The organism is Streptomyces sp. NPDC028910 (assembly GCF_055564955.1).
The window spans coordinates 336830-357500 of the sequence record NZ_JBVHVF010000004.1; the positions used below are offsets into that span (position 1 = coordinate 336830).

The 20671-nt window shown below is 72.9% G+C and carries 16 protein-coding genes; 12 read left to right on the forward strand and 4 right to left on the reverse strand.

Annotated features, from left to right (window positions below):
• Positions 1-3: 3 nt before the first annotated feature.
• Positions 4-1194 carry a beta-ketoacyl-[acyl-carrier-protein] synthase family protein gene (locus tag ACZ4TV_RS08500; RefSeq protein ID WP_468132072.1) on the reverse strand — a complete coding sequence of 397 codons (1191 nt, stop codon included), beginning with the start codon at positions 1192-1194 and terminating at the stop codon, positions 4-6.
• Between the two features lie 4 nt (positions 1195-1198).
• Positions 1199-2005 (reverse strand): alpha/beta fold hydrolase, encoded by an 807-nt coding sequence (locus tag ACZ4TV_RS08505; RefSeq protein WP_468132074.1) that lies wholly within the window; start codon positions 2003-2005, stop codon positions 1199-1201.
• Between the two features lie 266 nt (positions 2006-2271).
• Here ACZ4TV_RS08505 and ACZ4TV_RS08510 point away from each other — a divergent pair, with 266 nt between their 5' ends.
• The 7 genes from ACZ4TV_RS08510 to ACZ4TV_RS08540 all read left to right on the forward strand — a co-directional run bounded on the left by ACZ4TV_RS08510 (position 2272) and on the right by ACZ4TV_RS08540 (position 11787).
• Positions 2272-3231 (forward strand): sterol desaturase family protein, encoded by a 960-nt coding sequence (locus ACZ4TV_RS08510; protein WP_468132076.1) that lies wholly within the window; start codon positions 2272-2274, stop codon positions 3229-3231.
• Positions 3228-4820, forward strand: coding sequence for an MFS transporter (locus ACZ4TV_RS08515; protein ID WP_468132078.1), 1593 nt, complete (start codon positions 3228-3230; stop codon positions 4818-4820). The genes ACZ4TV_RS08510 and ACZ4TV_RS08515 overlap by 4 nt, the downstream gene beginning before the upstream one ends.
• A complete protein-coding gene (locus ACZ4TV_RS08520; protein WP_468132080.1) occupies positions 4817-5485 on the forward strand; it encodes a 4'-phosphopantetheinyl transferase family protein in 669 nt (222 codons plus the stop codon). Before ACZ4TV_RS08515 ends, ACZ4TV_RS08520 begins: the two co-directional genes overlap by 4 nt.
• A 106-nt stretch (positions 5486-5591) precedes the next feature.
• On the forward strand, positions 5592-7187 hold the full coding sequence (locus tag ACZ4TV_RS08525; RefSeq protein ID WP_468132082.1) for an isocitrate lyase/phosphoenolpyruvate mutase family protein: 1596 nt from the start codon (positions 5592-5594) through the stop codon (positions 7185-7187).
• Positions 7184-8401, forward strand: a complete 1218-nt coding sequence (gene aepY, locus ACZ4TV_RS08530) for a phosphonopyruvate decarboxylase (RefSeq protein WP_468132084.1) — start codon at positions 7184-7186, stop codon at positions 8399-8401. Before ACZ4TV_RS08525 ends, aepY begins: the two co-directional genes overlap by 4 nt.
• Positions 8398-9513, forward strand: a complete 1116-nt coding sequence (locus ACZ4TV_RS08535; RefSeq protein ID WP_468132086.1) for a 2-aminoethylphosphonate aminotransferase — start codon at positions 8398-8400, stop codon at positions 9511-9513. Before aepY ends, ACZ4TV_RS08535 begins: the two co-directional genes overlap by 4 nt.
• A 66-nt stretch (positions 9514-9579) precedes the next feature.
• The gene (locus ACZ4TV_RS08540; RefSeq protein WP_468132088.1) at positions 9580-11787 is read left to right on the forward strand and encodes an FAD/NAD(P)-binding protein; all 2208 of its coding nucleotides are present in this window, start codon (positions 9580-9582) and stop codon (positions 11785-11787) included.
• A gap of 21 nt (positions 11788-11808) precedes the next feature.
• Here the strand turns inward: ACZ4TV_RS08540 and ACZ4TV_RS08545 are convergent, their stop codons facing one another.
• Complete coding sequence (locus tag ACZ4TV_RS08545; protein WP_468132090.1) at positions 11809-13086, reverse strand: M6 family metalloprotease domain-containing protein; 1278 nt, start codon at positions 13084-13086, stop codon at positions 11809-11811.
• Between the two features lie 289 nt (positions 13087-13375).
• Here ACZ4TV_RS08545 and ACZ4TV_RS08550 point away from each other — a divergent pair, with 289 nt between their 5' ends.
• The 4 genes from ACZ4TV_RS08550 to ACZ4TV_RS08565 all read left to right on the forward strand — a co-directional run bounded on the left by ACZ4TV_RS08550 (position 13376) and on the right by ACZ4TV_RS08565 (position 17944).
• Positions 13376-14164, forward strand: coding sequence for a TetR/AcrR family transcriptional regulator (locus ACZ4TV_RS08550; protein ID WP_468132092.1), 789 nt, complete (start codon positions 13376-13378; stop codon positions 14162-14164).
• A 62-nt stretch (positions 14165-14226) separates the two neighbouring features.
• Positions 14227-15789 (forward strand): MFS transporter, encoded by a 1563-nt coding sequence (locus ACZ4TV_RS08555; protein ID WP_468132094.1) that lies wholly within the window; start codon positions 14227-14229, stop codon positions 15787-15789.
• A 106-nt stretch (positions 15790-15895) separates the two neighbouring features.
• Positions 15896-16705, forward strand: coding sequence for a dioxygenase family protein (locus tag ACZ4TV_RS08560; RefSeq protein ID WP_468132096.1), 810 nt, complete (start codon positions 15896-15898; stop codon positions 16703-16705).
• Between the two features lie 261 nt (positions 16706-16966).
• Positions 16967-17944, forward strand: coding sequence for a sigma-70 family RNA polymerase sigma factor (locus ACZ4TV_RS08565; RefSeq protein ID WP_468132098.1), 978 nt, complete (start codon positions 16967-16969; stop codon positions 17942-17944).
• 118 nt (positions 17945-18062) lie between these two features.
• On the opposite strand, the gene ACZ4TV_RS08570 is transcribed toward ACZ4TV_RS08565, so the two are convergent.
• Positions 18063-19013: a helix-turn-helix transcriptional regulator gene (locus tag ACZ4TV_RS08570; RefSeq protein ID WP_468132100.1), complete on the reverse strand. Its 951-nt coding sequence runs from the start codon at positions 19011-19013 to the stop codon at positions 18063-18065.
• A 62-nt stretch (positions 19014-19075) separates the two neighbouring features.
• Between ACZ4TV_RS08570 and ACZ4TV_RS08575 the strand changes: the two genes are divergently transcribed.
• The gene (locus ACZ4TV_RS08575) at positions 19076-20671 is read left to right on the forward strand and encodes an MFS transporter (protein ID WP_468132102.1); all 1596 of its coding nucleotides are present in this window, start codon (positions 19076-19078) and stop codon (positions 20669-20671) included.

Here is a 20671-nt window from a genome sequence, read left to right on the forward strand (position 1 = left end):
CCGTCACCGTGCCTCGCCCCCGAACACCATCGTGAAGTTGCTCCCGCCGAACGCGTACGCGTTGACCAGCACGTTCGGCTGGGCGAGCGCGGTCGGACCGCCGTGCGGCAGCCGGACCGGGCACTCGGGGTCCGGGCGCTCCAGCGGGATGTTCCCCGGGATCTCGCCGTGCCGGGCCATCAGCGCGGCGGACACGGCGGCGAACGCCGCCGCGGCGCCGGCGGTGTGCCCGATGAAGGCCTTCAGGCTGAACAGCGGCGTGTGCGGGGCGTGGCCGCCGAGCACCTCCCGCAGGACCTGGTACTCGATCACGTCGTTCTGCCGGGTGCCGGTGCCGTGCGGGATGACGCAGCCGATGTCGCCGGGCCCGAGCGCCGCCTCGTCTAGGGCCGCGCGGGCCACCCGTACGAGTTGTTCGCCGCCCGGATCCGGCGCGGTGGGGTGGTGGGCGTCGCAGCTCCACGCGGTCCCCAGCACGCGGCCGTACGTCCGGCGGCCGGCCGCGGCCCGCGCCGACTGCAGGACCAGCATGGCGGCCCCTTCGCCGAAGACGGTTCCGCTGCGTTCGGCGTCGAAGGGACGGCAGGTCTCGGGATCCGCCGCGCCGAGCCGGCTGAAACTGGCCAGCGGCACCCAGGCGATGCCCTCCGCGCCTCCCAGCAGCACGGTGTCGGCCTCGCCGCGGCGGATCAGGTCCACGGCGACGGACAGCGCGTAACCGCTCGCGGCGCAGGCGTTGCTCACGCTGATGTTCGAGCCGAACGCGCCGAGTTCGCCGCCCACCGCGGCGGCGACGGAGAACATCGGCTCCCACGCACCGGCCGGCGGCCGGTCCTCGCCCTCGCGCCTGCCGCCCTCGCGCCCGCCGCTCTCGCCGACGGCCGTACCGATCACCACGGCCGCCTCCGCGATCTCGCGCGGCCCCAGGCCCGCGTCCGCCACCGCCTCGCGGGCGGCGCCGAGCGCGAACCGCGCGGCGCGGCCCAGCGCTCCCCGCGGAGCGGCGGCCGCGGGGGCCTCGTCGGGCACCTGATAGGCGAGGACGTCCGGCACGCGCTCGGTGAGGCCCGGTACGGCGGTGGGGCGGCCGGCGGCCGCCTTCAGCCCGGTCCAGAACGCGTCCGCGCTGCCGCCGAGGCAGCTGACCGCGCCGATGCCGGTCACGAAGACGTCGGGGGTGGCAGAGGGGTCCAAGGGTTCAACTCACTCTCGTGGCGGCTGCGGACGGCTCCACGACGCGCTCGGCGAGCAGCCGCTCGACCGCGTCCGCGAACCGCTGGGGCTGCTCGGTCATCGGGAAGTGCCCGCAGTCCCGCAGCAGTTCCAGGCGCCCCTGCGGCAGGGCGGCCGCCAGCAGGGCGGCGTCCTGCGGTGCGGCGAAGCGGTCGTTCTCGCCCGCCACGACGAGCACCGGGAAGTCGAGGCCGCCGGTGTCGACGAAGGGGCTGCGCAGGTAGCTTTCCCAGAAGCGCAGCCAGCCGTACGGACCGACGCGGTCGCGCACGAGCACGGCCATGTCCCGGCGTGTTTCGGCGGCCAGTTCCCGTACCGAGCTGATCCGCAGCGCCTCCTCGAACACCTCCTGGAAGATGCCGAGGTAGTGCCCGGCGGTGTCCCAGTGGAAGTCGGCCGGGTCCCTGCGGTGGAAGGGCGAGACGACGACCAGGGCGCGCGGCTGCTCGACCCGCGGGGCGCCGGCGAGGTACTCCACGGCGAGGACGGCGGAGAAGGAGTGCGCGATGACGGCATCGGCTCCGCCGGGGACCGAGCCCAGTGCGGCGCCGATCCACTCGGCGGGGTCCCCGCGGTGGCTCCACGCGGACTCGCCGGCCGTTCCCCAGGGCAGCTCCGCGGTCCACAATTCGGTGCGGGGCGACGCCACTTCACCGAAGGCCCGCCACGTGTTCCCGCTCGCGGCCAGCCCGTGCAGGGCCAGTACGCGCACCGGGTCGGCGTCGCTGCGGGCGGCCCGGTCCAGGCGGACCGCGACGCGACTCCCGTTCATCCGCACCCCACGTTCCCAGGTAGTTCGAAAGAGCGACGACCTGGAAATTGCGATTTCGATCGACGCGGCCGGTGTTCTCTTCCCACGTGATCTGCGGGATTCTGCCAAGCCGACGGCGAGCGTACCCGGGGGACGCTAAAACGACACTAAAAAAATTCTGTCGAACTGCGCGTTATCGAAAGGAAGGCGGCAGTTAAGGCGGGCTTTAGCGGGCCTTTTAGGGAGGGTGTTTAGGCTCTTGCGGAAGTCGAAACAAGGAGAGAGCGATGCTCGATAAGGTCATAGACCGGCTGCACGATCCAGCGGTCTACGCCCTACCCGCCATGGCGTTGCTGATCGTGATCGAGATGCTCGCGATCAAGTTCGGCGACGACCACGACGAGCGCCCCGGCTACGACCTTCGGGACCACCGGGCGAGCATCCTCACGGGCTTCGGCGCGCTGCTCTCGTCCACCCTGCTGCGGACCGTGGCGCTCGCGCTCTACCTGCTCGTCTACGAGTACGTCGCGCCCTGGCACCTGTCGTCCACGTCGTGGACCACGTGGGTCGTCCTCTTCTTCGGCGTGGAGTTCCTCCTCTACTGGTACCACCGCGCCGCGCACGGCATCCGGCTCATCTGGGCCGGCCACCAGGTGCACCACTCCAGCCAGTACTTCAACCTCTCCACCGCCCTGCGCCGCAAGTGGGCCCAGTGGTTCGAGAAGATGATCTGGCTCCCGCTGCCGCTCCTGGGCGTCCACCCCGCCCTGGTCTTCACCATGCACTCGGCGCACCTGGTGTACGGGCTGTTCGCGCACACCGAGAAGATCGGCAAGCTGCCGCGCCCCATCGAGTACATCTTCGTGACGCCCTCGCACCACCGCGTCCACCACGGCAACGACCCGGAGTACCTGGACAAGAACTTCGGCAGCATCCTCATCGTCTGGGACCGGATCTTCGGCACCTTCCAGCCGGAGGTGCAGCGCCCCACGTACGGCCTGACCAAGCAGATCGAGACCTTCTCCATCTGGAAGATCCAGGTGCACGAGTTCGCCAACATGTTCCGCGACGTACGCCAGGCGCGCACGCTGCGCCACAAGCTCGGCTACGTCTTCGGGCCGCCCGGCTGGAAGCCCGCCGAGGACGGCGACGGCAAGCGCGACGACCAGCGCGGCGCCAAGCGCGGCGGCGCCGGCGAGGCGCCCGGCCTGACGGCCGCGGGACAGCCGGGTGAGCTCCTTACATGAGCAAGGCGACCGGACACGCCGCGGCCGCGCAGGGGCAGGGCGGCCCGCCCTCCCCGCCGCGCCGCGGGGTACGGGGCCACCCCTGGCTGACGCTGCTCACCCTGTCGGTCGGGGCCATGATGGTCTCGCTCGACGGGACCATCGTCACCGTCGCCCAGCCGGCCATGCAGGCCGACCTCGGCGCGAGCCTGACCGGCATCCAGTGGGTGACGAACGGCTACCTGCTCGCGGTCGCCGCCCTGCTCATCGCCGCGGGCAGGCTCGGTGACCGCTACGGTCACCGCACCGTCTTCCTCATCGGCGCCGCCGGCTTCACGGCCACCTCGGTGGCCATCGGCGCGTCCGACAGCCTCGGCTGGGTCATCGGCCTGCGCGTCCTGCAAGGGGTGTTCGGCGCGCTGATGCAGCCGGCCACCCTCGGACTGCTGCGCACCGCCTTCCCGGCCGACCGGCTCAACATGCCGATCGCCGTGCGCAGCGCGGTCATCGCGGCGTCCACCGCGGCCGGCCCCGTCGTGGGCGGCCTGCTGGTCGAACACGCCGCGTGGAGCTGGGTGTTCTTCCTCAACGTGCCCCTGGGGGCGGTGGCCCTGGTGCTGGGCGTCGTCGTCCTGCGCGACACGCGGGGCGAGGCGGCGTCGCCCGGCCGGCTGGATCTACTGGGCATGGCAGTCCTGGGCGGTGCGCTGTGCCTGTTCGTCGGCGGCCTCGCCACGGTCGCAGACCAGGGCCGGCCCGACGCCCGCAGCCTGGCCCTGCTGACGGCGGCGCTGCTGCTCGGCGCCTTCTTCGCCTGGTGGGAGCGGCGCGCCGGCGATCCGCTGGTGCCGCCGCGCCTCTTCCGCTCGGTCCGGTTCACCGTCGGCGTCCTGACCATGCTCGCCATGTCCTTCGTGATGTTCGGCGCCCCCTTCGTCCTGATCTTCTACCTGCAGAACGTGCTCGGGCTGACCCCGGCCGAATCGGGCATCCGGGTCCTGGGCCTGACCCTGCTGATGATCGTGGGCGCACCGCCCGCGGCCGTGTGGATCAGCAGGTCCGGACCCCGGGCCCCGGTGGTCGCGGGACTGCTCGTCACGGCCACCGCCATGTGCGCCCTCTCCCGCCTCGACGCGCAGTCCGGGACGCTGCAGACGACCCTGTGCTTCTTCCTGCTCGGGCTCGGCTTCAGCCCCGTGATGGTCGGCGCCACCAAGCTCGTCATCAGCAGCGCACCGGTGGAGCTGTCCGGCGTGGCCGGCGGAATGCAGCAGACGGCCATGCAGGTGGGCGGCAGCCTGGGCACCGCCACGGCGGGCGCCCTGGTCGCGGCGCACACCGCTGCCGCCCTGCCCGGACGCCTGGCCGCCGAGGGCATCGAGGTCGCGCCCGGCGTCCTGGACCAGGCGGTCCGTACGGTGGCGGTCGGCCTCACCCCGGACCTGGGCCCGGTGGACGCGGCGCGGGCCACCCTGACCCGGATCGGCCAGTCGGTGTTCCTGGAGGGCATGCAGCACGCCCTCCTGGCCACCGCCGCCGTGGCGGCCCTGGGCGCGGTCGCCGGCCTCTTCGCGGGGCGCGGGCGCGCGACCGGAGGGCACGGCACGTGATCGAGCGGATCCTGCCCGCCGGGGTGGCCAGTTCGGCGGAGTACGCGGACGTCCTCCCCTGTCCCCTCTACCCGGAGGAACGGGCGGCGGTGGCGGCGGCCTCCGAGCGGCGCAGGCGGACCTTCGCCACCGGACGGCACTGCGCGCGCCGCGCGCTGGACCGCCTGGGCGTGCCCGCCGGGCCGCTGCTCGTGGGCGGCTCGGGGGAACCGCTGTGGCCCGCGGGGGTGGCCGGCGCCATCACCCACTGCGAGGGCTACCGGGCGGCGGCCGCCGCCCTGTCCACGGAAGTGACCGGACTCGGCATCGACGCCGAACCGCACGTCCCGCTGCCCGCGGGAGTCCTGGAGGCGGTGGCGCTCCCGCACGAGCGCGTCCGGCTGCGGGCACTGGCCCGGTCCCGGCCGGGGCTGCACTGGGACAAGGTCCTGTTCAGCGCCAAGGAGTCGGTGTACAAGGCGTGGTTCCCGCTCACCGGGCGCTGGCTCGATTTCACCCAGGCCGATATCCGGTTCCATCCGGAACCGGGCCCGGCCACCAGCGAAGGCGAGTTCCATGCCCGCCTGCTGGTCGAGGGCCCGGTGGCGGCGGGCCGCACCATAAGACATTTCACCGGCCGCTGGCTGGTGGCCGACGGCCTGGTGATCACGGCCGTCACGGTATGAGCCCCGACCCCGACCATTTGAAATTCCGGCAATTGCATGATGTGGGCCGCCCCCCATTGATGCTGCGCCCCCCTCACGCACGAATGCGGACAACAGGAGAATCGGCATGACCACTGGGACGACAGAGGCACGCGGGGACCACAGGACGTCCGGAGCCCGGCAGCTCCGGGACCTGTTCGCCCGCCCCGGCACGGTACGCATCATCGGCGCGCACAACCCGCTCGGTGCGCGCCTCGCCGAGCGCGCCGGCTTCGACGGCGTCTGGTCGAGCGGCCTGGAGGTCTCGGCCTCCCAGGGCGTGCCCGACACCGACATCCTGACCATGAGCGAACTGCTCGCCACGGCCACCTCGTTGGCGGCCGCCGTCGACGTCCCCGTCGTGGCCGACTGCGACGCCGGCTACGGCAACGCCCACAACGTCATGAACATGATCCGCCGGTACGAGGCGGCCGGGATCGCCGGCGTCTCCATCGAGGACAAGCGCTTCCCGAAGGTCAACAGTTTCATCCCGGGCCGTCAGGAACTGGCGCCCATCGCCGAGTTCTGCGGAAAGCTGCGCGCCGCCAAGGCCGCCCAGAGCACCCCCGACCTCATGGTCATCGCCCGGATCGAGGCCCTCATCGCGGGCTGGGGCATGGAGGAGGCGCTGCGCCGCGGCGAGGCCTACGCCGCGGCCGGCGCGGACGCGGTACTGATCCACGCCAAGGGCAGCTCCCCGGAGCCGGTGCTGCGCTTCCTGGAGCGCTGGACCCTGCCGACCCCGGTCGTCGTGGTCCCCACGACCTACCACACCATCACGGCCACCGAACTGTCCGAGGCCGGCGCCAAGATGGTGATCTACGCCAACCACGGCCTGCGCGCGGGCATCGCCGCCGTCACCGAGACCTTCGCGTCGATCCTCCGCGACGACCGCACGACCGGCATCGAGGACCGGATCGCCCCCCTGGCCACCGTGTTCGACCTCCAGGGCATGCCCCTGCAGAAGCAGCACGAGGCCGAGTACATCACCCCGTACGCGAGCCGGGCCCGCGCCGTCATCGTCCCCGGCCTGCCCACCGCACCCGCCGGCGGCCTGCTGGAGGAGCAGAGCACCGCGCTGCGCCGGGCGGACATCGAATCGGTGTCGGTCGCCGCGGCCGAGGACCTCGCGCGGGCCCCGCAGGACGTGACGCTGCTGCCCGCGCAGCCGGACGCCGCCGGCGCCGTGCTGGCGCTGGACGAGGGCTACCTGAACAGCACCGTGCTGCTCAGCGGCGACGTCCTCGTCGAGGGCGAGCCGCTGCGCCGGCTCGTCGCCGCGGGCGGCGACATCGCCGTCCTCGTCGACGTGTCCGCCGGGCCCGGCGCCGAGCGCCGCGCCGACGCGCTGCCGCTCGCCCTCGACTCCGTCGCCCGGGACGGCCGCCGGATCGGCGGGGCCTCGGGCAGCGTGGTCCTGGCGGCCGCCGGCGCCGGCGCGGACGGCGAGTTCGCCGGCGCCGCCGCCTTCTCCGCCGACGGCTTCACCGCACTGCGCCAGGTCGCGGAGAAGCGCCGCGCCAACGGCGCCCGGGCCACCCTGGCCGACCTGCTCACCGACCTGCTCGCCGCCGGACACCGGATCCACGCGGTCGAGATCGCCTCAGGCTGGCTGGAACTGCGAACCCCGCAGGACGTCACCCGCGCCACCGAACTGCTCGCCACCCGGGAGACCGCCCAGTGACCGCGGCCACCACAGCGACCCCGGCCGACACGACGAAGCCGGCGAGCCCGTCCGACACGTCGAGTACGGCGGCGCGTACGCCGGGAGTGCTGCAGGCGGGCACCCTGGTCGACGTACTCCAAGAGCACGGGCACGGGCCGTTCACCGGTGTGCCCTGTTCCTTCCTCGGCCCCGTCATCTCCTGCCTGGAGGCCGAGCACCCGCAGGAGTACGTCATCGCGGCCAACGAGGGCGAAGCCGTCGCCCTGGCCGCCGGCGCCCACCTCGCCGGCCGCCGGCCCGTGGTCATCCTCCAGAACTCCGGACTGGGCAACGCGGTCAACCCGCTGACCTCCCTCTGCCACACCCTGCGCCTTCCGGTCCTGCTCCTCGTCACCTGGCGCGGCCGCCCCGGCCGCCCCGACGAGCCGCAGCACGAGCTGATGGGCCGGATCACCCCCGACATGCTGACGTCCATGGGCGTCCGCCACGAGGTGCTCCCCGACGACCCCGCGCTGCTCGCGCAGCGGCTCGACGCGGCCGCCGCGCACATGGCCGCCACGGGACTGCCCTTCGCCTTCATCGTGCCCAAGGGCGCCATCGCCCCGTACGAGGCGCCCGGCGCGGCCGCCGCCCCGACCGCCCCCGCCGCCCCGGCCGCCCCGCGGCTGATGCAGCGGGCCGAGGCGATCGGCCACATCGTCTCCGCCATGGACCCGCGCACCCTGCTCGTCGCCACCACGGGCAAGACCGCGCGGGAACTGGAGCGGGACTTCGACCGCCCCGAGAACCTCTACGTCGTGGGCTCCATGGGCTGCGCCTCCAGCGTGGCCCTCGGCGTGGCCATGCACGCCCCGGACCGCAGGGTCGCCGTCCTCGACGGCGACGGCGCCGCGCTGATGCGGCTCGAGGCGATGGCGACCATCGGCCGCCGGACGGACACGGACCTGTGCCACGTCCTGCTGGACAACGAGTCCTACGAGTCCACCGGCGGCCAGCCCACGGCCTCCGCCGGGGTGGACTTCGGGGCGATCGCCGCGGCCTGCGGCTACCGCGCCACCCACGACGTCTCGGACGCGGACGCCCTGCGCGCCGCGGTACTGCGCACGCAGGCGGACGGGGGGCCCCAGCTCGTCCGCGTACGCATCGCCCCGGGATCGGACCCGAACCTCGGCCGCCCGGCCCTCGCCCCGCCCGCCTCGGCCGCCCGATTCAAGGAAGCGATCGCCCGATGAACGACAGCACGCCGGCCCGCCCGCAGCGGCTGGTCCTCATGAACCCCGGCCCCGTCATCACGGACGACCGGGTGCGCGCGGCACTCGCCGGACCCGACATGTGCCACCGCGAGCCGGAGTTCTCCGACCTGCTCACCCGCGTACGGCACAAGACCACCCTGGTCGCCGGGGGCGACGAGAGGCACACCTCCGTCGTCCTCACCGGCTCCGGCACCGCCGCCGTCGAGGCCGCCGTCAGCTCGGCGGTGCCCCGCGACGGCGCCCTGCTGGTCATCGACAACGGCCACTACGGCGAACGCTTCCGGCACATCGCGGACGCCCACGGCATCCGCGGCCACCGGCTCGAACTGGGCTGGGCCACCCCCGTGGACCTCACGGCCGTGGACCGGGCGCTGGCCGCCGACCCCGGCCTGACCCACGTCGGCGTCGTCCACCACGAGACCAGCAGCGGCATGCTCAACGACGTGGCGGCGGTGACCCGGATCGCGCACGCCCACGGCCGCGAGGTCATCGTGGACGCCGTCAGCAGCATCGGCGCGGAGCGCCTCGCACTGGCCGCGGACGGCATCGACTGGCTGGCGGGCTCCGCCAACAAGTGCCTGGAGGGCGCACCCGGCCTCGGGTTCGTCAGCGCGGCGCGCACGGCCTTCGAAGGGCTCGCCGGCGCCCCGCGCCGCAGCTACTACCTCGACCTGCACCGGCACTACACGGCTCAGGAGAAGGCCCAGGCCCCGGCGTTCACCCCCGGCATCCCCGCGTTCTACGCCTTCGACGCCGCCCTCGACCTCGCCCTGGCCGAGGGCTGGGAGGCCCGCCACGCGCGCTACTCGGCCCTGGCGCGGCGACTGCGCGACGGCCTGGAGGCGCTCGGCCTGGAGATCCTGCTCCCGCCGCAGCAGCGGGCCGTCGCGCTCACGGCCGTCCGCATCCCGGCCGGCTGCGGCTACCCCGAACTGCACCGCGGCCTGCGGGCGGAGGGGTTCGTCATCTACAGCGCCCAGGAACAGCTGGCGGCGGACTTCTTCCGGCTCTCGACGATGGGCCGGATGACGGAGCGGGACATCGACCGCTTCCTCGCCACGCTCGCCCGCACCCTGCCGGACCGCGGCTGACCCGCGCCCCGGCCGATCCGTTCCGACCATTGAACGACCGTTGAACGACCATTGATTGAGGTGCCCGTGACCACGCCCCGAGCTGACGCATCCGGCCGACCCGCGGCGACGGCAGAGCCCTACCGGCTCGCCGTGGTGGGGGGCGGACCCAGGGCCACGTACGCCCTGGAGAGGCTCTCGGCGACGATCGACCGGCTCGGGCAGGGGCGCCGCCTGGAGGTCCACCTCTTCGAGCGCACCGGGGCGTTCGGCGCGGGCCAGGCGCACAGCCCCGACCAGGCGCGGACGAGCTACCTCAACCGCATCGGCGCCCAGGTGGGCTTCGCCGCCGACGAGACGGTGACCGGCGCCGGCCCGCTGCGCCCGCCGGCCGAGCGGCCCACCCTGCACGAGTGGTGCCGGCGCCGCTTCGAGGAGACCGGGGACCCGGACCTCGACCTGAGCCCGGAGGACTGGCCCAAGCGCTACGTCCACGGACTGGCCCTGCGCGACATGTTCCAGGCCTTCGCCGCGGACCTGCGCCGCCACCCGGGGGCCGCTCTGCACCTGCACCACGCGGAGGTCGTGGACATCGTCCCCGCCGCGGAACACCGGCTGGAGGTCGTCACCGCCGACGGCGAACGCCGCGTCGCGGACGAGGTCCTGCTGCTGACGGGCCACTCGTACCACGATCCGCAGCGCTCCGCCGCGGGCCGCCGGACGGCCGGCCTCGCCGCCGGCGGCGGGACCCGCCACGTACCGCACCCGTACCCGCTGGAGGACCGGCTCGACGCCGACGGCTGCGGACCGGACGCGGTCGTCGGCTGCGCCGGCATGGGGCTCACCGCCATCGACACGATCCTGCACCTGACCGAGGGGCGCGGCGGCTCCTTCCACGAGGACGGGTCCGGCCTGGTCTACCGGCCCGGCGGCCGGGAGCCGGCGGCCATCGTCGCGTTCAGCGGCTCCGGCCTCTTCACCTTCGCCCGGCCCGACAACCACAAGCCCAGCGACGGCTCCGGTGACCACCCCGGCACCTTCCTGACGCGCGAGGCGGTGGACCAGCTGCGGGCCCACGTCGGCCGGCCCCCGGCCGCCGGGTCCGGGCGGGCGCAGCTGGACTTCGAGCGCGACCTCCTGCCGCTGGTCGTCCTGGAGATGGCCCACCTGCACTACGTCACCCTCTTCGGCCCCTCCGCCGCCCTGCTGCTGACCCAGCGCGCGCTACCCGGCTACCTGGCGTTCGTGACCGGCGCCCCCGCCGACGGCCCCGGCCACCTCCTCGCACCGCTGGAGCGCGCGGTGGACGAGATCGCCGACGTGCTGGAGGCCGTACTGCGCGGCAAATGCGCGCTGTTCACGGCTCAGAACACGGTCTCCTGGCAGGTCCGGGAGGTCCTGCTGCACTGGACCCGGACCGTGTACGGCCCCTCGGCCGAGGCCGGGGTCCGCCGCTGCGTGGACCGGGCCCTGCCGCCCAGCTCGGTGACCGACGCCCTCGACTCGGCGTGGGGGCTGGAGACGTACCTCCACGGCAACCGCTTCGACTGGCACCGCGCCGTCTCCCCGGTCCCGCCCGCCGGCTCCCCGGAGGAGTTCCGCAGGTCCGTCCGCGCGTTCATGGCGCAGGACCAGCTGTGGGCCCGTCAGGGCAACCTCTGGAACCCGCACAAGGCGGCCTCGGACGGCGTCTGGCGCGACCTGCGCCAGGTCATCTCGTACGCGGTGGACCACGCGGGACTGACCGCCGCCTCCCAGCGCCACTTCCTCCAGCGCTACGTGCGCCACCACAACCGGCTGGCCAACGGCGCCGCCCCCGAGATCATGGCGAAGATGGCCGCCCTGATCGACCGCGGGCTGCTCGACGTCGGCGCCGGACCGGACGCCCGGGTCCGGCTCGACGAGGCCACCGGCAAGGCCGTGGTGGAGGGCCCGCACACCGGCTTCTCGCGCCCCGTGGACGTCCTGGTCGAGGCCCGGATGCACGGCTTCGACCCGCGGCTCGACGCCCTGCCGCTCTACCGCAACCTGCTGGACCGGGGCCTGGTGCGGCTGTGGCGCAACGAGTCGGCGGACGGGGAGGTCTTCCAGCCGGGCGGGCTCGACCTGACCCCCGAGTTCCACCCCGTCGGCTCCGACGGTGCGGCGGACCCGCGGATCACCGTGCTGGGCGTGCCCTCCGAGGGCGCCCGCTCCTTCCTGCTGTCCGCGCTGCGCCCGAACGCCGACCACTACGTCATGCGGGACACGCTGGTGTGGCTGGACCGCTTCTGGCCCAGGGCCACGGGCCGCTGACCCCTCCCCCGGGGCGGGCCGCTACGGCCGGACGATCCGGACCTGGTAGCTGCCGTTGCGCAGTTCGCCCACCACCGAGACGGTGATGCCCGACTTATCGTCGGTGAAGGTCTCGCCCGGCCGGAACGGGGCGTCCGACAGCTCCGCGTGCACATTGGGCCGCCGGGTGCAGCCGCCGCTCGCGTCCGCGCTGTCCGACACCGTGATCGGGCCGTGCCCGGTGTCCACGTCGGAGTCCACCTTGTAGATGAGGACGCCGGGTTCGCAGACGGCCTCGTCGTTGCCGGCCAGGGTCCGCACCTCCACCGCGTATCCGGCGCTCTCCGAGAGCGGGACGAAGGCCAGCTTCGTGCCGCCCCGCACCGCCAGCGGGGACAGGACGTGGTCGCTGATGCCCGGCTTCGACGCGCAGCTGATCTGGGTGCTGTCCAGCCAGCCCAGCTTCCACTTGTGCCAGCCCAGCAGGTCGTTGTTGGCGCCCCAGTCCTCGCTCATGATGTCCCAGTGCCCGACCGTGCTCCCGCCGTCGGAGGTGTAGAGGTCGGGCAGCCCGAAGACGTGCCCGTTCTCGTGCGGGAGCACCCGGTAGCCGGTCTCCCGGTAGGTGCCGGAGCCGTCGTCCTGCCGGCTGTAGACGAAGGACGCGTTGGCCAGCGGCACCCCGTCGGCGATCGGCGCCTCGCCGTTGCCCGAGAAGGTCACCGACAGGACGGTGTCCAGGGCGGACGGGCCGGCGTTCGGGGTGACCAGGATGTTGATCAGGTCGTACCGGCTGAAGTCCACCTCGGGGTCGGCGGCCTTCGCGATGTGCTCGACGAGCTGGCGGTAGCCGGGCTCGTACGGGGACCCGCGCTCTATCCCGTACGCCGCGAAGGGCATCGGCATCCGCAGCCAGTTCCTTATCGGTGCCTCGGCCCGGTAGGTGAGCCGGCCATAGGAGCTGGTGCGGAACCACTCGGAGGTCTGGGGGAAGAACTCCGCCAGCCGGTCCGCGGCCGTGCCCTCGCCCTTGGCGTCGGGGAAGTCGATCATCAGGTTCAGGGCCCGGACCTCGCCGGTGGAGCGGGAGTACCCGGGCGGCGTCGGCAGGCCCTCGGACATCTGCACGCCCATCGTGCCGGCGATCCGGCAGGGCGCGAGGGCCGATTCGACGCTCGTGGCCACGGGCCCGGCCGCCGAGTTGCCGCGGCTGGATATGCCGGCGCTCGCGGTGGCCGTGACGCCGAGGGCCAACGCGGTGAGGCCGATGTACACGCTCGTGCGGCGTGGACTGCGTATCCGGTGGCGGGTCTGCGGCATGGAGATCGCCTTCGGGTCCGCGGCAGCCGGCCCTGCCCGGTCTGCGCTCTGTCCGCTCACCCTCCGACGGGTGCGGCGCGGCCGCGCGCCGGAAGAGGCCGAACGTGGACAGAGGCTCGGCGGTGGTGTGACTCGGCTCACTCGGGAGGGTGAAATAACCGGGGACTGGTTCCCCGTTTGTACGGGAGTCCCGCCAAGCGGGGACCGGTTCCCCGTTTCGGCGGGGATTCGGGTTGTCCGTCCGCCGTGCTGTCCGTACTGCGTGTCACCGTGCCAGGGAGGCCCCGGAATGAAGCGCCCCACCGCCACCGCCCCGGCGGCCCCGACCGCCCTCGGGGCGGCCGTGCGCCGGGCGCCGGCCTCGGCGCCCGCGGGTGCGGGCGCGACCGGGTCCGAGCCCGCGAGCCCGGCGCCGCCGGGGGGCGCCCGCCCGTCCGGCGCGCCCCGCGCGAGCGGCGTCCCGCGCCCGCGCGCCGACGCCGTCCGCAACCGCGAGCGGATCTTGACGGCGGCCCGCGAGGTCTTCGTCGAATTCGGCTCCGCGGCCCCCTTCGACGAGGTGGCCCGCCGGGCCGGCATCGGCAACGCCACCCTCTACCGGCACTTCCCCGACCGCCCCACCCTCGTCCGCCACGTCGTGCTCTTCGTGATGGACCGGGTCACGGCCTCGGCCGAGGCCTCCCTCGCCGAGGAGCCCGACGCCTTCGCCGCACTGTGCCGTTTCACGCACACCGCGGCCGACGAGCGGATCGGCGCCCTGTGCCCCATGCTCGCCGACGACTTCGACCGCGACCACCCCGAACTCCTCGCCGCCAGCACCGCGTTGGAAGCGGCCGTCGAGACCCTGCTGGCCGCCGGCCAGCACGCCGGAGTGATCCGTACGGACATCGGCATCGGCGACCTGATGGTCGCCCTGTCCCAGCTCAGCCGCCCCCTCCCCGGCACCGCCTGCCTCGACGTCCAGGGCTTCGCCCACCGTCACCTCCAGCTCTTCCTCGACGGGCTGCGGGCCCCGGCCCGCTCCCAACTGCCGGGCTCCGCAGCCACGTTGGAAGACCTCAGGCAGAAAACCATGTGACACACCCAAAGCTTCCGAACTAGCCTCTTTCAGTCATTCCGCACAGTGAAGTGGGTACCCCCATGTCAAAAACAGCCGCGACACCGCCGCTGGCTGCCGACCCCAGCCGCTGGAAGGCACTCGTCTTCATAGCCCTGGCCCAGCTGATGGTCGTGCTCGACGCGACCATCGTGAACATCGCCCTGCCCTCCGCCCAGACCGACCTCGACATCTCGGACGGCAACCGCCAGTGGGTCATCACCGCGTACGCGCTGGCCTTCGGCGGACTGCTCCTCTTCGGCGGCCGCATCGCCGACAAGTGGGGCCGTAAGAACGCCTTCGTCATCGGCCTCATCGGCTTCGCCCTGGCCTCCGCGCTCGGCGGCGCCGCGAACGGCGAGGCCATGATGCTCGGCGCGCGCGCCCTCCAGGGTGCCTTCGGCGCACTGCTCGCACCGGCGGCCCTCTCGCTGCTCGCGGTCATGTTCACCGACGCCAAGGAGCGCGCCAAGGCCTTCGGCATCTACGGCGCGATCGCCGGCGGTGGCGGCGCCGTCGGCCTGATCCTCGGCGGCTTCCTCACCGAGTACCTCAACTGGCGCTGGACCTTCTTCGTCAACATCCCCTTCGCGATCGTCGCGGCCGTGGGTGCCTGGCTGGTCATCCGCGAGCCCGCCGGCTCCCGCAACCGCGCCCCGCTGGACATCCCCGGCGTGGTCCTGTCCACCCTGGGCCTCGTCGCCCTGGTGTACGGCTTCACCCGCGCCGAGTCGGCGGGCTGGTCGGACGGCCTGACCGTGGGCATGTTCATCGCCTCGGCGGTGCTGCTGGCGGCCTTCGTCGGCGTCGAGTCCGTGGTGAAGTCCCCGCTGCTGCCGCTGCGCGTCCTGGTGGAGCGCAACCGCGGCGGTGTCTACCTCTCGCTCGGCCTGGCCGTCATCTCCATGTTCGGCCTCTTCCTCTTCCTCACCTACTACCTCCAGATCGTGAAGGGCTTCTCGCCCGTCAAGACCGGCTTCGCCTTCCTGCCGATGATCGCGGGAATGATCCTGGGCTCCACGCAGATCGGTGCCCGCCTGATGACCCGCGTCGCGCCGCGCCTGCTGATGGGCCCGGGCTTCCTGGTCGCGGCGGTCGGCATGCTGATGCTGACCCAGCTGGAGGTCGGGTCCTCGTACCCGGCGCTGATCCTGCCGGCGCAGCTGCTGCTCGGTCTCGGCATGGGCACGGCGTTCATGCCGGCCATGTCCCTGTCCACGCACGGGGTGAACCCGGCCGACGCCGGTGTCGCCTCCGCCATGGTCAACACCTCGCAGCAGGTCGGCGGCGCCATCGGCACCGCGCTGCTGAACACCATCGCGGCCTCGGCGACCACGGCGTACCTGACGGACCACGCGGCCGAGGCCGCGGCGGGCGGCCCGGCCGGCCGGCTGGTCCAGGCGCAGGCCATGGTCGAGGGCTACGCCTCCGCCATCTGGTGGGCGGTCGGCATCCTGGTCGCCAGCGCGGTCATCGCCGTCACGCTGATCAACACCGGCCGACCGGGTGCGGGCGGCCCGACGGCATCCGGTTCCCGTTCCGGTTCCGGTTCCGGTTCCGGTTCCGCCGAGGACGCGGACCTCAAGGTCCCGGTGATCGCCCACTGACGAGGTGCCCGCCCGGGAATGACTGACCACCCCGCTTGGTTCAAATTTGAACCAAGCGGGGTTAGTCTTTTCGGGTGACCCCGCATCGACGACGGAGGAGCGCCCCATGACCCTCGACTCGGCGGGTGCGACCCCGCACGGGACCCGTATGCCCGCGCTGTACCTCAGCCACGGGGCGCCGCCCCTCGCGGACGACCCGGTCTGGCCGGGCGAACTGGCCGCCTGGTCCGCCGCCCTGCCCCGCCCCACGGCGATCCTGATGGTCTCCGCCCACTGGGAGGAGGCCCCGCTCGCCCTCGGCGCCACGGACCCGGTCCCGCTCGTACACGACTTCTGGGGCTTCCCCGAGCACTACTACCGGGTCCGCTACGACGCCCCGGGCGCCCCGCGGCTCGCCGCCTCGGTCCGCGCCCTCCTCCGGGCCCCCGGCGCCCCGGTCCAGGACGTACCGGACCGCGGCCTGGACCACGGGGCGTACGTCCCGCTGGTGGAGATGTTCCCGGAGGCCGACATCCCGGTGCTCCAGATCTCCATGCCCACGCTGGACCCCCGCCGCCTGATGGACATCGGCCGCAAGCTGGCGCCCCTGCGCGACGAAGGGGTCCTGATCGTCGGCAGCGGCTTCTTCACGCACAACCTGGCCGCGCTGCGGCACACGGGACCGGGCGTCCCCTCCTGGTCCGCCGAATTCGACGCCTGGGGCCACGAGGCGCTGGCCTCGGGCGACCTGGACGCGCTGCTCGACTTCGAGGCCAAGTCCCCGTCGGGCCGCCTGGCCCACCCCCGTACGGAACACTTCGCCCCGCTCTTCGTCACCCTGGGCGCGGCGGACGCGGCCGGTGACCTCACCGCCCGCCGCGACACGGTGGACGGCTTCTGGATGGGCCTCTCGAAGCGCTCCCTCCAGTTCGGCTAGGCAACCAGAAGCCGGCGGGCACCGTCTTCAGGGGTGGGAGTGCGGCTGTGCCGCATGTGACGGCTGGCGGTCGTCTCGCGGGCGGCGCAGGGTACTGCAAGATCTCGAAAAAGACCGACCGGTGTGGGAATTCTGTCCTGATTCCAGTCGTTGTTTCCTTCGGATGCGGGCACTCGGGAGAGTGTCCGGGGACGCACCACCGCACCACGGGTGGCCGTCCGGCAGCCGCACCGCGACCGAACTCATCGCAAGGGAGCACGCATGGCAACCCGCGCCGTCGCCCGTCGTCAGTCCGCGAGCAGCGCTCGCGCTGTGGGCGGGGAGATCGCAGACCGCGACCTGGTCGGCATGTACCTGGACGAGATCGCGCGTACCCCGCTCCTCGACGCGGCCAAGGAAGTGGAGCTGTCCCAGATCATCGAAGCGGGCGTCTACGCCCAGCAGATCCTCGACGGCGCGATAGAGCGCGACGGGGACAACCTGGCGCGTGAGGAGCTGGAGGCACTGGCCGCCGAGGGCGAGCGCGCCAAGGAAGTCTTCATCCGTTCCAACCTGCGCCTCGTCGTGGCCGTCGCCCGCCGCTACCCGCGCAGCGGCCTCCCCCTCCTCGACCTGATCCAGGAGGGAAACGCCGGCCTGGTCCGCGCGGTCGAGAAGTTCGACTACGCCAAGGGATTCAAGTTCTCCACGTACGCCACGTGGTGGATCCGCCAGGCGATCACGCGCTCCATCGCGGACCAGTCCCGCACGATCCGCCTCCCCGTCCACCTGGTCGAGGAGCTCGGCCGGATCCGCCGCGTCCAGCGCGAGTTCAACCGCGAGAACGGCCGCGAGCCGGAGCACGCCGAGATCGCCGCCGAGCTGGATTCGACGGAGAAGCGCGTGGGCGACGTACTGGACTGGGCGCGCGACCCGGTCAGCCTCAACATGTCGGTGGACGACGAGGGGGACACGCAGTTCGGTGACCTCCTGGAGGACACCTCGGCGATCTCGCCCGAGCAGTCCGTGCTCTCGCTGCTGCGCAGTGAGGAGCTGGAGGACCTGCTCGGCAAGCTCGACCAGCGCACCGCGTCGATCATCAAGATGCGGTACGGCATCGACGACGGCCGCGAGCGGACCCTGACGGAGGTCGGCAAGCAGCACGGCCTGACCCGCGAGCGGATCCGCCAGATCGAGAAGTACGCCCTGCTGGAACTGAAGCGCATGGCGCGCGACACCGGCTTCGACGCCGTGGCCTAGCGCGGCCGGCAGCCAAGCCCCCAGACGAGCCCCGGTACCTACCCCCCCCAGGTGCCGGGGCTCCCCCTCTTTCAGCCCCGCCGGCGTTTGAGGCGCGGCGTCCGGGGCGGAGCCCCGGCTAGCTCGGTCCCGCCGCGGCCGCCAGACGCGCGGCCAGTGCCCGCGCACTGTCCGCGAGGAACCCCGGCCCTCGCACGGTGAACGGCACACCCGTCAACGCCAGCCGCGCCACCAGCCACTCCGGCGCGTCCCCGCTCTCGAACCGGACCGAGGTCTCCGTCCCCCCACCCGGCAGGGCCGCGCTCCGCAACCACTCCGGCAGCTCCGCCGCCCCCACCGCGAAGGTGACCTCCACCGCGTACGTCTCCCCGCCGCGCAGCCCCCTGCGTACGAACTCCTGCGCCCCCATCGCCAGCTCCCGCGGCTCGAACCGGGCCCCCGTCGCGTACGGCTCGTCCACCCGGTCCACCCGGAAGGTCCGCCAGTCCTCCCGCTCCAGGTCATAGGCGACCAGGTACCACCGGCTCCCCGTGCTCACCAGCCGGTACGGCTCCACCAGCCGCCGCGACCGCGCCCCGTCCCGGGCCCGGTACGCGAACCGCAGCCGCTCCGGCCCCGCCACCGCCGCCGCCATCGTGGTCAGCGTCCGGGGGTCCACGCTCGCCCCGTCCCCCCGGGTCAGCGCGATCGTGGCCGACTGCAGCGCGCTCACCCGCCGCCGCAGCCGCGAGGGCAGCACCTGTTCCAGCTTCGCCAGGGCCCGTACGGAGGCCTCCTCCACCCCCTCGATCGCATGCCCGGCCCCCGCCCGCAGCCCCACCGCGATCGCCACGGCCTCCTCGTCGTCGAGGACCAGCGGCGGCATCGCCGCCCCCGCCACCAGCCGGTAGCCGCCCTCCGCACCCAGCGTGGCCTCCACGGGGTAGCCGAGGTCCCGCAGCCGTTCGATGTCACGCCGGATGGTCCGCGCGCTCACCCGCAGCCGCTGCGCCAGCTCGCTGCCGGGCCATTCGCGCGGGGTCTGGAGCAGGGACAGCAGGGAGAGCAGCCGTGCCGGGGTGTCGGTCATGCCTTCAGGTTGCCAGCGAAATAGGACACCGCCTGACCTACATGCCGTCTAGGTTTCTCTCCATGACCACCGAGACGTCCAAGACATCGCCCGAAAGAAAGAACGGGCCCGCACGAGAAGAGCGGATCTCACTCGCAGAAACACGCGGCGACGCCGGCACGTCGCACGAAGCCCCCGACCGGCGCCGCTGGCTGGCGCTCGCCATCGTGATGACCGCGGCCTTCATGGACCTGGTCGACGTCACGATCGTCAACATCGCGATACCCAGCATGCGCGAGAACCTGGGCGCGTCCACCAGCGCGATCCAGTGGATCACCGCCGGCTACGCCCTCGCCTTCGCCGCGGGCCTGATCACCGGCGGCCGTCTCGGTGACATCTACGGCCGCAAGCGCCTCTTCCTCCTCGGCATAGCCGGCTTCACCGCCGCCTCGCTGCTCTGCGGCATCGCCGCCAACCCGGGCATGCTCGTCGCCTCCCGCCTCCTCCAGGGAGCCATGGCCGCCCTGATGGTCCCGCAGGTCCTGGCGATCATCCACGTCACGTTCCCGCCCCAGGAGCGCGGCAAGGTCTTCGGCATGTTCGGCGCGATCGTGGGCCTCGGTGCCGTCTCGGGCCCGATGCTCGGCGCGCTGCTCACCGAGTGGAACCTCTTCGGTCTCGAATGGCGCCCGATCTTCCTGATCAACCTGCCCGTCGGCATCGCGGGCGTGATCCTGGGCCGCAAGTTCATCACCGAGTCCAAGGCCCCGCAGGCCCTGCGCCTGGACCTGATCGGTGTCGTCCTCGCCACCCTCGCCCTGGTCATGCTGATCTTCCCGCTGACCCAGGGCCGCGAGAACGACTGGCCACTGTGGGGCTTCATCTGCATGATCGCGGCGCCGTTCGTCTTCGCCGGCTTCATCGCCTACGAGAAGTACAAGATCAAGAAGGACGGCTCCCCGCTCGTCGAGCTCTCCCTCTTCAAGGTCAAGAGCTTCGCCGGCGGCATCGCCGTTCAGCTGACCTTCGGCATCGCGACCGGCATCTTCTTCCTGGTCTGGACGATGTACATGCAGATGGGCCTCGGCTGGACCCCGCTGCGCGCCGGCACCACCGGCATCCCGTTCTCGATCGCCGTCTCGGTCGCCGCGGGCATCTCGGTCCAGAAGCTCGTCCCGCGCTTCGGCCGCAAGGTGCTCCAGGCCGGCGCGCTGGTCATGGCCGCGGGCCTGCTCCTCTACATCTGGGAGTCGCACCACTACGGCATGGGGATCGCCTCCTGGCAGATGGCCGCCCCGCTGATCGTCATGGGCATCGGCATGGGCCTGATCGTGGCCCCGCTCACCGACACCGTGCTGTCCGAGGTGCCGCGCGAGCACGCCGGCTCCGCCTCCGGCCTGATCAACACCACCGGCCAGATGGGCAACGCGCTGGGCCTCGGCCTGACCTCCGTGGTCTTCTTCGGTCTGATCGACGACGACCTGGCCTTCGGCCCGCCGTACGTCGAGGCCTTCCGCGGCGCGCTGTGGTGGGTCGTGGCCGTACTGGTCGTGATCTTCGCGGTGATGTTCATGCTGCCGCGCAAGGCGATCCCGACGCAGGAGCGCGAGGGCGCCGCCGACCACACCGGCCCCGCCGCCGAGCAGACCGGCCAGGCCGAAAAGGTCCCGGTCGCCTAG

What these genes read in the sequence shown, in the direction of transcription:
- ACZ4TV_RS08505 (WP_468132074.1), bottom strand. Translation starts at nt 2,005, where the DNA reads ATGAACGGGAGTCGCGTCGCGGTCCGCCTGGACCGGGCCGCCCGCAGC.
- ACZ4TV_RS08510 (WP_468132076.1), top strand. Translation starts at nt 2,272, where the DNA reads ATGCTCGATAAGGTCATAGACCGGCTGCACGATCCAGCGGTCTACGCC.
- ACZ4TV_RS08515 (WP_468132078.1), top strand. Translation starts at nt 3,228, where the DNA reads ATGAGCAAGGCGACCGGACACGCCGCGGCCGCGCAGGGGCAGGGCGGC.
- ACZ4TV_RS08525 (WP_468132082.1), top strand. Translation starts at nt 5,592, where the DNA reads ATGACCACTGGGACGACAGAGGCACGCGGGGACCACAGGACGTCCGGA.
- ACZ4TV_RS08535 (WP_468132086.1), top strand. Translation starts at nt 8,398, where the DNA reads ATGAACGACAGCACGCCGGCCCGCCCGCAGCGGCTGGTCCTCATGAAC.
- ACZ4TV_RS08545 (WP_468132090.1), bottom strand. Translation starts at nt 13,086, where the DNA reads ATGCCGCAGACCCGCCACCGGATACGCAGTCCACGCCGCACGAGCGTG.
- ACZ4TV_RS08550 (WP_468132092.1), top strand. Translation starts at nt 13,376, where the DNA reads ATGAAGCGCCCCACCGCCACCGCCCCGGCGGCCCCGACCGCCCTCGGG.
- ACZ4TV_RS08555 (WP_468132094.1), top strand. Translation starts at nt 14,227, where the DNA reads ATGTCAAAAACAGCCGCGACACCGCCGCTGGCTGCCGACCCCAGCCGC.
- ACZ4TV_RS08560 (WP_468132096.1), top strand. Translation starts at nt 15,896, where the DNA reads ATGACCCTCGACTCGGCGGGTGCGACCCCGCACGGGACCCGTATGCCC.
- ACZ4TV_RS08565 (WP_468132098.1), top strand. Translation starts at nt 16,967, where the DNA reads ATGGCAACCCGCGCCGTCGCCCGTCGTCAGTCCGCGAGCAGCGCTCGC.
- ACZ4TV_RS08570 (WP_468132100.1), bottom strand. Translation starts at nt 19,013, where the DNA reads ATGACCGACACCCCGGCACGGCTGCTCTCCCTGCTGTCCCTGCTCCAG.
- ACZ4TV_RS08575 (WP_468132102.1), top strand. Translation starts at nt 19,076, where the DNA reads ATGACCACCGAGACGTCCAAGACATCGCCCGAAAGAAAGAACGGGCCC.